Origin of the sequence: Rahnella victoriana (assembly GCF_021276285.1) — a bacterium.
GTDB classification, from domain to species: Bacteria; Pseudomonadota; Gammaproteobacteria; order Enterobacterales; family Enterobacteriaceae; genus Rahnella; species Rahnella victoriana.
The window spans coordinates 863010-874435 of sequence record NZ_CP089919.1; the positions used below are offsets into that span (position 1 = coordinate 863010).

The 11426-nt window shown below is 52.4% G+C and carries 11 protein-coding genes; 2 read left to right on the forward strand and 9 right to left on the reverse strand.

Annotated features, from left to right (window positions below):
• Positions 1 to 9 precede the first annotated feature (9 nt).
• Complete coding sequence (gene yacG, locus J9880_RS04115) at positions 10 to 207, forward strand: DNA gyrase inhibitor YacG (RefSeq protein ID WP_095924658.1); 198 nt, start codon at positions 10 to 12, stop codon at positions 205 to 207.
• 67 nt (positions 208 to 274) lie between these two features.
• Here yacG and mutT read toward each other — a convergent pair whose 3' ends face one another.
• The 3 genes from mutT to secM all read right to left on the reverse strand — a co-directional run bounded on the left by mutT (position 275) and on the right by secM (position 4115).
• Positions 275 to 676, reverse strand: a complete 402-nt coding sequence (mutT, locus tag J9880_RS04120) for an 8-oxo-dGTP diphosphatase MutT (protein ID WP_232770124.1) — start codon at positions 674 to 676, stop codon at positions 275 to 277.
• Between the two features lie 113 nt (positions 677 to 789).
• On the reverse strand, positions 790 to 3507 hold the full coding sequence (gene secA, locus J9880_RS04125) for a preprotein translocase subunit SecA (protein ID WP_095924656.1): 2718 nt from the start codon (positions 3505 to 3507) through the stop codon (positions 790 to 792).
• 80 nt (positions 3508 to 3587) lie between these two features.
• Positions 3588 to 4115 (reverse strand): secA translation cis-regulator SecM, encoded by a 528-nt coding sequence (gene secM, locus J9880_RS04130; RefSeq protein ID WP_131694286.1) that lies wholly within the window; start codon positions 4113 to 4115, stop codon positions 3588 to 3590.
• A gap of 26 nt (positions 4116 to 4141) precedes the next feature.
• Between secM and J9880_RS04135 the strand changes: the two genes are divergently transcribed.
• The gene (locus tag J9880_RS04135) at positions 4142 to 4666 is read left to right on the forward strand and encodes a DUF721 domain-containing protein (RefSeq protein WP_095924654.1); all 525 of its coding nucleotides are present in this window, start codon (positions 4142 to 4144) and stop codon (positions 4664 to 4666) included.
• A 12-nt stretch (positions 4667 to 4678) separates the two neighbouring features.
• Here the strand turns inward: J9880_RS04135 and lpxC are convergent, their stop codons facing one another.
• The 6 genes from lpxC to murC all read right to left on the reverse strand — a co-directional run bounded on the left by lpxC (position 4679) and on the right by murC (position 11400).
• Entirely contained in the window at positions 4679 to 5596 is a 918-nt protein-coding gene (gene lpxC / locus J9880_RS04140) for a UDP-3-O-acyl-N-acetylglucosamine deacetylase (RefSeq protein WP_095924653.1), read from the reverse strand.
• Between the two features lie 98 nt (positions 5597 to 5694).
• The gene (ftsZ, locus tag J9880_RS04145; RefSeq protein ID WP_013577005.1) at positions 5695 to 6849 is read right to left on the reverse strand and encodes a cell division protein FtsZ; all 1155 of its coding nucleotides are present in this window, start codon (positions 6847 to 6849) and stop codon (positions 5695 to 5697) included.
• Positions 6850 to 6920: 71 nt separating this feature from the next.
• Positions 6921 to 8177: a cell division protein FtsA gene (ftsA, locus tag J9880_RS04150; protein ID WP_009634688.1), complete on the reverse strand. Its 1257-nt coding sequence runs from the start codon at positions 8175 to 8177 to the stop codon at positions 6921 to 6923.
• On the reverse strand, positions 8174 to 9010 hold the full coding sequence (gene ftsQ, locus J9880_RS04155) for a cell division protein FtsQ (protein ID WP_232770125.1): 837 nt from the start codon (positions 9008 to 9010) through the stop codon (positions 8174 to 8176). Before ftsQ ends, ftsA begins: the two co-directional genes overlap by 4 nt.
• Position 9011: 1 nt before the next feature.
• Positions 9012 to 9932, reverse strand: a complete 921-nt coding sequence (locus J9880_RS04160; protein WP_133823186.1) for a D-alanine--D-alanine ligase — start codon at positions 9930 to 9932, stop codon at positions 9012 to 9014.
• Positions 9925 to 11400 (reverse strand): UDP-N-acetylmuramate--L-alanine ligase, encoded by a 1476-nt coding sequence (gene murC / locus J9880_RS04165; protein WP_095925276.1) that lies wholly within the window; start codon positions 11398 to 11400, stop codon positions 9925 to 9927. Before murC ends, J9880_RS04160 begins: the two co-directional genes overlap by 8 nt.
• Between the last annotated feature and the right edge of the window lie 26 nt (positions 11401 to 11426).

Below are 11426 nucleotides of genomic sequence, written 5' to 3' on the forward strand. Positions count from 1 at the left end.
GAGTTGCAAATGGACCCTGAAATCATTGAAGTAAATTGCCCGACCTGTCAGAAAATCGTGGTGTGGGGCGAAGAAAGTCCTTTCCGCCCTTTCTGCTCCAAACGTTGCCAGTTAATCGATCTCGGCGAATGGGCCGATGAAGAAAAACGCATTCCAAGCAAAGGGGATGTGAACGATCTGGATGACTGGAGCGAAGAAGAGATTTAACGCAGGTATGAGGTAAGCAAAAGGGGCGTTGGCCCCTTTTCAATATGTTCTTATATTTCAGACGTCATCAGTACTGATTATTTTTGAGCGCAGTCACAATGGCTTCGTTGGCAGGAGGAAATTCCTCCTCTTTCAAATCGGACTGCGCAATCCAGCGCTTCGGTTGTCCTTCTTTACCATACGGCTCGCCCTGCCACTCTTCCACCAGAAAGAAATAGAGCGTAATGATGCGATCCGGGAAGCGATGCTCCAGTGTTTTCAGCAGCACAGGAGATTTCGCATCAATACCGACTTCTTCATGCAATTCACGAATAACTGCCTGCTCCGGCGTTTCGCCCGCTTCAATCTTACCGCCCGGAAATTCCCAGAAACCCGCCATATGTGACGAAGCATCACGCTGAGTGATAAAGATTTCATTGCCGGCATTACGGATAATGCCTGCGGCGATATTCAGTTGTTTAAGCGTCACAGTTTCCACCTTTCCGCTGACTCAATGACTGTTCTTATGGGGACTTTTAAGACAAAAATAAAGGCGGCAATTACGCCGCCTTCAAGATTAACACGATGACTTAGCCCGAGATCTTACTTTTGCAGGCTGCCATGGCATTGTTTGTATTTTTTACCGGAACCGCATGGGCAGAGATCATTACGACCGACTTTGCGGTCGCCAGATGAGGCAAGACGCGCCGCTTCAGCCACTTCGATTTCCAGCTGATCCTGATGGCTAAGCTGCTGCTGGCGAGCCAGACGCTCAGCTTCTTCACGACGCTGAATTTCCATCGCTTCCACTTCTTCAGGCATACGCACCTGAACTTTGCTCAGCACGCTGATCACTTCGTATTTCAGGGATTCCAGCATGGCAGCAAACATCGCGAAGGATTCACGCTTGTATTCCTGCTTAGGATCTTTCTGCGCATAGCCGCGTAAGTGGATGCCCTGACGCAGGTAATCCATTGCCGCCAGATGCTCTTTCCACAGGGAATCCAGTGTTTGCAGCATCACGCCTTTCTCGAAGTTACGCATCATTTCAGCGCCGACCACTTCTTCTTTGCGTGCGTAAGATTCTTTCGCGATTTCCATGATGCGTTCGCGCAGGGTTTCTTCGTGCAATTCAGGTTCTTTATCCAGCCATTCAGCAATCGGCATGTCGAGTTCGAAGTCTTTCTTCAGGCGCTCTTGCAGACCCTGCACATCCCACATTTCTTCCAGAGACTGTGGCGGAATGTAGCTGTCGATGGTTGCCTTGAACACATCTTCACGGATGCTGGCAATGGTTTCGCTCACGTCAGATACGTCCAGCAGTTCGTTACGCTGGCTGTAGATAGCACGACGCTGATCGCTTGCCACATCATCGTATTCCAGTAATTGCTTACGGATATCGAAGTTACGGCTTTCTACTTTGCGTTGCGCATTGGCAATCGCTTTGGTCACCCATGGGTGCTCAATCGCTTCGCCCGGTTTCATACCCAGTTTGCGCATCATGCTGGAAACACGGTCTGAGGCGAAGATACGCATCAGGGCATCTTCCATAGACAGGTAGAAGCGGGATGAACCGGCATCACCCTGACGACCCGCACGGCCGCGCAACTGGTTATCGATACGGCGGGATTCATGACGCTCGGTACCAATGATGTGCAGACCACCTGAAGCCAGAACCGCGTCGTGGCGGATCTGCCACGCGGCTTTGATTTCAGCGATTTGCTCGTCAGTGACGTCTTCGCCCATGTTTTCCACTTCAACCTGCCAGCTGCCGCCCAGCACGATATCGGTACCACGACCGGCCATGTTGGTGGCGATAGTAACAGCACTTGGCTGACCTGCCTGAGCAACGATATCCGCTTCTTTGGCGTGGAACTTGGCGTTCAGAACGCTGTGTGCGATGCCCGCTTTGGTCAGTTCGTTAGACACCACTTCGGATTTTTCAATGGAAATCGTACCCACCAGAACCGGCTGGCCTTTGGCAGTACACTGGCGGATATCTTCGATGATCGCGCCAATCTTTTCCATTTCAGTCATGTACACCAGGTCGGCCATGTCTTTACGCACCATAGGGCGGTTAGTTGGCACAACAATGGTATCCAGCTTGTAGATAGAACTGAATTCGAATGCTTCAGTGTCCGCAGTACCGGTCATACCGGCCAGTTTTTCGTACAGACGGAAATAGTTCTGGAAAGTGATAGAAGCCAGCGTCTGGTTTTCGTTTTGAATATCAACGCCTTCTTTCGCTTCCACCGCCTGATGCAGGCCATCGGACCAGCGACGCCCCTGCATGGTACGGCCGGTGTGTTCGTCGACGATGATCACTTCGCCGTCTTTCACGATGTAATCAACATCGCGGGTAAACAGAACGTGCGCGCGCAGTGCGGCGGTCACGTGGTGCATCAGCATAATGTTGGTCGGGGAATACAGTGATTCGCCCTCTTCCATGATGCCTGCTTCCACCAGCAATTCTTCAATCAATACCAGACCGCGTTCTGTCAGGTGAACCTGACGCGCTTTCTCATCAACAGAGAAGTGGCCTTCACCCTGGAAGGTGTCGGAATCTTCTTTTTCCTGACGGATCAGTTTAGGGATCAGTTTGTCTACACGGGTGTACATTTCTGAGCTGTCTTCGGCCGGGCCGGAGATGATCAGCGGGGTACGGGCTTCATCGATCAGGATGGAGTCGACCTCATCCACCAGCGCGTAGTGAAGTTTGCGTTGTACGCGTTCTTCAGGGCTGAACGCCATGTTGTCACGCAGGTAGTCAAAGCCGTATTCGTTGTTTGTGCCGTAAGTAATATCCGCAGCGTAAGCAGCGCGTTTAGCCGGAGAAGGCATGCCCGGCAAGTTGATACCGATGCTCAGACCAAGGAACTCAAACAACGGACGGTTGTTTTCGGCATCACGCTGTGCGAGGTAGTCGTTGACGGTCACAACGTGAACGCCCTTGCCGCTTAATGCGTTCAGATAAGCAGGCAGGGTTGCAGTCAGCGTTTTACCTTCACCGGTACGCATTTCTGCGATGCAACGTTCGTTCAGTACCATACCGCCCAGCAGCTGCACGTCGAAGTGACGCATGCCAAACACACGTTTACTGGATTCACGCACCACCGCAAAGGCTTCCGGGATCAGGTTTTCAAGCACTTCACCTTTAGCCAGACGCTCGCGGAATTCATTGGTTTTCGCCTGCAGCTGCTCATCAGTCAGCTTTTGAATGTCAGGTTCCATGCGGTTGATCAGTTCAACCACTTTACGCATGCGGCGCAATGTACGGTCGTTACGACTACCAAAAACTTTGGTCAATAATTTGATTAACATAATGCTTAATATCTCTTGGAGGCCACCAGATGCAGCCAATAATTTGTTGATTTATAAATAGAGTTTAAAGTGACAGTCTGTTAAATCAGAGTGGCCGGGCCGGCACGAATGCCTTGCACCTGTGCTAACCACAGGCCGGTTTGATGCGATGAAGCAAGAGGGAGGAAAGGTTGTTGCGTCTGACGAATGATAACCGGTGGTTTAGACTCATGAGTCAGTAAGGCATTTAGGGTAACCAGCAGGGCAAGCTGCTGCACATGCAGCGGTTCGGCCTGCTGAATTTTGGCTTCCGGCTGCGCAACGGTGTAAACCACCTGCGGGGCCAGAGCAAAAGAAAGATGACGGATGACCGTGCGTAATGCATGCTGTTGCCAGTAATCCACACCAAAAGACGGGCGGCGGTTCGCCTGGAGTAACGCAAGATTACTCAGCCCTGTACTGCTGATGTTAAGACGGTTTAGACTTGAGGACGTATTGGAAACCGCAGGCAGTTCCGTTTGCGACAGGTTCGTTGACACGCCAAGGCTAGCCGCGACCATCCCCAACAGGAGATGCGGCCAAAAATACCTTCTGCCAAATTGTCGCCAACGATTTAGAATGCCAATCACAAGTTTACAATCCGCCGGAGCCCATCATGCGCGATAGTCGCCCACAATTATTAGATATCCTGTTCGATGATGCCTCTTCGACTGAACAAAGCCCGCTGCGTATTGTTCAACAGCGCGCTGCGGCGTTACTGAAACTCAACCGCGCAGTGAAAGGTCTGCTACCGGCACCCATGCAACCATGGTGTCGCGTCGGTAATTATCGACAGGGAGTGTTAGTGCTTGAAATAGCTAATGCCAGCTGGATGATGCGATTACGCTATGAACAACCCGCATTACTCTCTGCACTTCGAGCGCAAATTCTACCATCATTGTCATCAATCGACATCAGGATTAATCCTTCGCTCATGGCGAAAATGGAAAATGCTTCGCAGATCGCGATTAAAAATAAAGCGATCGCGTCTGAATCGATGCCGGTGAGACACTTGAGTGCGCAGAGTGCGGAAGAATTAAGAGGACTGGCGAGCCGTAGCCCGGAGAAACTCAGAAAAGCGTTAGAACGACTGGCTGAATTGGCCGGAGAGAGTGCCAAGCCAACCAGTCGTAATAAGTAATATCAGTACCGATTACGCCAATACTGTAGACGGTGCTTTAAAAGCCAGTGGCATTTCTGCCTCATCCTGGAACGTCACTAATTCCCAGGCTTCCTGCTTAGCCAATACCGCTTGCAATAACTTGTTGTTCAACGCGTGGCCAGACTTGAATGCGGTAAACGCACCAATGATGTTATGCCCACACATGAACAGGTCACCGATAGCATCCAGCATTTTGTGACGAACGAATTCATCTTCAAAACGCAGACCATCTTCGTTAAGCACGCGGTAATCATCCACAACAATCGCGCAATCAAAGCTGCCACCCAGGCACAAACCACGTGACTGCAGGTACTCGATATCACGCATGAAACCAAAAGTACGTGCGCGGCTAATTTGGCGAACAAATGCTTCAGCGGAGAAGTTCATTTTGTAGCGCTGTGAACTGGAATCAATCGCCGGGTGATTGAAGTCGATAGTGAAGTCGAGAGAGAAACCATTGAAAGGTTTGAACTCAGCCCATTTATCACCGTCTTCAACACGCACAGTGTCTTTGATGCGCAGGAATTTCTTCGCGCTGTTCAGTTCTTCAATCCCTGCATCCATCAACAGATAGACGAAAGGTGCAGCACTACCGTCCATAATCGGCACTTCAGGCGCATCGACTTCGATAACAATGTTATCAATGCCCAGGCCCGCTAATGCCGCATTAAGGTGTTCTACCGTAGAAATGCGTACGTCATGCTCATTAACCAGGCAAGTACAGAGCATGGTATCACGCACGGATTTTGCATCTGCCGGGAAATCAACCGGTGGATTCAAGTCAGTGCGACGATAGATGACCCCGGTATTTGCCGGTGCAGGACGCAGAGTCAGGGTGACTTTCTTGCCGGTATGCAAACCGACGCCCGTCGCCTGAACGATACGTTTTAATGTACGTTGTTTGATCATCGTATTTATCTCGCAATGTTATCCATCCAACCGACCTAAGCATACCTTAAGGTCGGCGGGACAGTTTAGCACAAAGAGCGGAGATCCTACAATTCGGACTAGTCTGCCTGCTTACGCAGGAAGGCCGGGATGTCCAAATAGTCGGGCTCTTTATTAGATTGCGCGCTTTGATCATTCACCACTTTGGCAGCTGGCTTCGTTTCCTGCGGCAACGGAGACATCCCGTGCTGCTGGTAACGATGGTCCATAACCGGCTGGCTGGCAGGCTTATTGGTCACCAGTGTGATCTCAGGACGTTTGTCCATGCCGATGCCGGTTGCCACCACGGTAACACGCAATTCGTCATTCATTTCTGGGTCAAGGGAAGTCCCGATCACCACGGTCGCATTGTCGGATGCGAAAGCACGGATAGTGTTACCCACGGTTTCGAATTCATCCAGACGCAGGTCGAAGCCCGCAGTGATGTTGACCAGAACGCCGCGCGCGCCGGACAAATCGATGTCTTCCAGTAACGGGCTGGAAATCGCCATTTCAGCGGCTTCTTCAGCACGGTCTTCACCGCATGCCACACCGGAGCCCATCATGGCATAACCCATTTCGGACATCACGGTACGCACGTCGGCGAAGTCGACGTTCATCAGACCCGGACGGGTGATCAGTTCAGCGATACCCTGCACCGCACCTTTCAGCACGTCGTTGGCCGCACCGAAGGCGTCCAGCAGAGAGATACCGCGACCCAGAACTTTTAACAGCTTGTCGTTCGGGATGGTGATCAGGGAGTCCACATGTTTGGACAGTTCAGCGATACCCTGCTCCGCGAATGCCATGCGCTTTTTGCCTTCAAAGTTGAAAGGCTTAGTCACCACAGCAACGGTCAGAATACCTAAATCTTTAGCTACTTCAGCAACCACTGGCGCTGCACCGGTCCCGGTACCGCCGCCCATGCCCGCTGCGATAAAGACCATGTCAGCACCTTCAAGCGCAGCGCGCAGGGCTTCACGGTCTTCTTCAGCAGAATTGCGACCCACTTCCGGGTTCGCACCAGCACCCAGACCTTTGGTAATACCACTACCGATCTGAATCGTCTGGCCTACTGCCGTTTTACGCAACGCCTGAGCGTCTGTGTTAACGGCAAAGAATTCAACACCTTCGATGCGCTCACGCACCATGTGTTCGACAGCGTTGCCACCGCCACCGCCGACGCCGATGACTTTAATCACCGCGTCATTGGTCAGTTCCATAGGTTCAAACATAGTTTCTCTCCGTTTTGTGCCTGTCGCGTCGGGATCAAAAACCTTAACAGCATGATCCCGTTGTTAAAACATTAAAACTCTTTTCTCAGCCAGCTGTTGATTCGTTTGAACCAGTTGCCCACTGAGGCGCGTTTTTCCACTTCGGCCTCACCGCTCAGGTGAGACTCCTTCCCGTAGTGCAGCAGCCCTACAGCCGTTGAGTAGTAAGGTTCCTGCGCATAATCTGTCAGCCCGGTGATGTTCAGGGGTTGCCCGATACGCACCTGGGTATGGAATACCCGCTGCGCACAAGCTGCCAGACCATCAATTTGTGCTGCACCGCCTGTCAGAACAATACCGGCGGCCAGATGATGTTTTACGCCTTGCTGACGTAACTGCTCCTGCAATTGCAAAATTTCGTCGTTCACTAAATTCAGCAATTCTGTGTAACGAGGCTCGATCACTTCAGCCAGTGTCTGACGTTGCAGACTGCGTGGTGGACGTCCACCGACGCTCGGCACTTCGACGTTTTCGTCTTTGCCGACAATCGACCCTAATGCACAACCGTGGCGAACTTTGATGGCTTCGGCATCAGTCGGTGGCGTACCAAACGCATAAGCGATGTCGCTGGTGACCACATTCCCTGCATAAGGGATAACCTTAGTATGACGTAGTGCGCCGCCGGTATAAACCGCGATATCCATGGTTCCACCACCAATATCGACAACACAGACGCCTAATTCGCGTTCATCTTCGGTCAGAACCGCATAACTGGCCGCCAGACCGGCAAAAATCAGCTGGTCAACTTTTAAGCCACAGCGTTCAACCGCCTTCACAATGTTCTTCGCCATATCGTTATGGCAGGTAATCAGGTGAACCTTGGCTTGCATACGCACGCCGGAAAGTCCGACCGGGTTTTTAATCCCTTCCTGATAATCAATGGCATATTCCTGAGGGATCACATGCAGTACCCGATGTTCGTCACGTACGCGGACCGATTTCGCGGTATGCACAACGTTCTCTACATCTTCCTGCGTGACTTCCTCTTCTGAAATAGGAACCATCCCTATTTCATTCTGACAACTGATATGTTTACCAGACAAAGCAAGGTAAACAGAGGAAATCTGGCAATCTGCCATCAGTTCAGCCTGATCGATGGCGCGCTGTACGCACTTCACCACCGATTCCAGATCATTCACGCCACCCTTGTCCATGCCACGGGATGGGCAACTGCCCACGCCGATAATATTGACCATGCCATCGGGCAGAACTTCCCCCACCAATGCGGCGACCTTTGCCGTACCGATCTCCAGCCCAACTACCAGTTTTCTGTCCGTCGACTTGATCATTGTTGTTTAGCCTGTGCCTGATTCTGTTGCTGATTACTGTTTTGCTGGTCAATAAACTCTGGCGCCCAACCTACTGACGCACCGCTGTCATAACGTAAATCGACATAAGTGATGCGCTTCTTATCGGCTTCTGCCTGTTGCTGGAATCGCGGGTAGAGTTCGATAAAACGTTGTAAACGCCCCATCCGGTCATCTCTGCCCAATTCCAGCCGGACGTCATTATCCAGAGTTAACTGCCACGAGTGACGTGCACTCATTGCCACTGCTTTCAACGTGAACTTGCCGGCGGCCAGCGCCTGACTCATCGTTTGAAAACCCAGCAAAACATCCTGTTCGCTGCCTTCCGGACCGTAAAGCAACGGCATTTTCTGTTTGACCATACGCTCGGCGGGTATGCTGAAAGATTTGCCCCCGGCATCAACCATGTGCAAATCATTCCAGTGTGCGACCGGCACATACTCCACCAGATGTATCTTCAGTTCATTCGGCCATTGCTTGCGTACGCTGACCTGTTTTATCCAGGGTAAACGCTCTATCTGCTGCTGAATGACGTTTACATCCTGCGTCATGAACGTTCCTGGTGCCCCTAAGGACAGAATCGCCTGACGAATATCATCGTTGGTCGTGTAATGCCGTTCTCCGGTCACCACTAACTGGGACAACGGCAATCGGTTCGCATCCTGCATCCAGCCAACAACGGCCCACGCACTCCATAAAATCGTTCCTACTACCAGCAACAGAAACACGATCCCTGCCAGCTGGCCACCGTTACTGCGACGGCCATTGTTCTCGGCCGTCTCACGCTCTCGGGTATTCAGGGCGGCTTGAGACATATCAGTCAGCCAGTTCCAGAATACGGAATACGAGTTGCGGGAAACTCAGTCCGGAATGTTTCGCCGCCATCGGCACCAGACTGTGGCTGGTCATGCCCGGCGAGGTATTCACTTCCAGCAGGTTAAAGCTGCCATCACCGTCCTGCATGACGTCAACCCGTCCCCAGCCGCTGCAATCGAGCGCCTGATAAGCCTGCAAGGCCAGTGCAGACAACTGCTGCTCCTGTGCTTCACTTAAGCCGCTCGGGCAAAAATATTGTGTTTCATCAGACAGATATTTTGCCTGATAGTCGTAAAACGTTCCGGCTGGCTGGATACGGATCGAGGGCATCACCTGATCGCCCACGATGGCTACTGTGTATTCCGGGCCGCTCAGCCATTTTTCGATCAGTACGTTATCGTCATGTCGGAAGCCTTCCTGCAGGGCTGGCAGCAACTCTTTTTCAGTAGTCACTTTGCTCATCCCGACGCTGGAACCTTCGCGGCTTGGTTTGACGATCACCGGCAGGCCTAATTCAGCGATTTTTGCTGCCAGCGCGCCCTGCCCTGCCGCTTCGATTTGCGAACGATGCAGTGCCACAAACGGGGCGACCGGTAATCCCAGAGCCTGCCACACCAGCTTGGTGCGGAACTTATCCATGGTCAGCGCAGAGGCCATCACGCCGCTGCCGGTATACGGCAAACCGATTTGCTCCAGTAGTCCCTGCAACGTGCCGTCCTCACCACCGCGACCGTGCAGTGCGATAAAGACTTTGCTGAACCCTTCTTCTTTGAGAAGCGCCACATTAAACGTTTTGGTATCAATGCCGTGGGCATCCACACCGGATTCACGCAAGCCGGCCAGCACCGCGGCGCCTGACTGTAATGACACATCGCGTTCTGCGGAAGTACCACCCAACAATACTGCGACTTTCTCAGACATGATGTTCTTCACCTTTCTTCACTGGTTGCAGCTTTTGATCAGCCAATTTGCGGGCCACTCTGCCAACATTACCGGCGCCCTGAACCAGAACTAAATCGTCACCTTCGAGGATCTGCGCCAGACTTTCCGGCACGGCTTCAATATCAGAAACCAAAATCGGATCCAGTTTGCCGCGTGCGCGGATAGTGCGGCACAACGAACGGCTGTCTGCGCCCGGAATCGGTGCTTCACCCGCCGGATAGACATCAAGCATGATCAGCACATCCACCTGCGAAAGCACATTGGCGAAATCATCGTACAAATCACGGGTACGGGTATAACGGTGCGGCTGGAAAATCATCACCAGACGCTTGCTCGCCCAGCCCGCACGTGCAGCTTTGATGGTTGCATCCACTTCAGTCGGATGGTGACCATAGTCATCGACCAGCATCGCACTACCGCTTTTGCCGTTCACATTCGCCAGCGCATATTCGCCGAGGAAATCGAAACGACGTCCGGTACCCTGGAAGCCTGCCAGCGCACGCAAAATTGCGTCATCACTGATGTTCTCATCGGTGGCGACTGCCACCGCTGCCGCAGCGTTTAAGGCGTTATGACGGCCCGGCGCATTCAGCGTCACACTGATCAGCGGCAGGTCCTGACGACGCAAGGTAAAATGCCCCTGCGCGCCAACCTGACGGTAATTTTCAATGATCACATCCGCATCTTCGCTGAAGCCGTATGTGGTCATGTGACGACCAACCCGCGGGATCAGCTCACGGATCACCGGATCATCGATACACATCACTGCACGTCCGTAGAATGGCAGGTTGTGCAGGAAATTAATGAACGTTTGCTTCAGGATTTCAAAGTCACCCTGATACGTATCCATATGATCCGCTTCGATGTTGGTCACAATCGCCACCATCGGTTGCAGATGCAGGAACGACGCATCACTTTCATCTGCTTCTGCAATCAGAAAACGGCTTGAGCCCAGACGCGCATGGGTGCCTGCCGCTTTCACCAGTCCGCCGTTAACGAACGTCGGATCCAGACCGGCTTCAGCATAAATACTGGTGACCATCGCGGTGGTGGTCGTTTTACCGTGCGTACCTGCCACGGCGATGCCGTGACGAAAACGCATCAGCTCAGCGAGCATTTCCGCGCGGCGGATCACCGGAATACGGGCTTCGCGTGCGGCAACGATTTCCGGGTTATCGGAAGAGATCGCCGTGGATACCACCACCACGCTGGCATCCAGCACGTTCTCAGGACGGTGATTAAAATAAATCGTCGCGCCCAGAGCCGTCAGTTGCTGTGTCACTGCGTTCGGTGCTAAATCAGAACCGCTGATCTGATAGCCTTCATTGGCCAACACTTCGGCGATACCACCCATGCCGGCACCACCGATGCCAACAAAGTGAATGTGCCGGACACGATGCATCTCGGGCACGAAGGTACGCAGTTTCGCCAATTGTTGTGTATTCACGTTTTTATTCACTATTTCAGGTTACT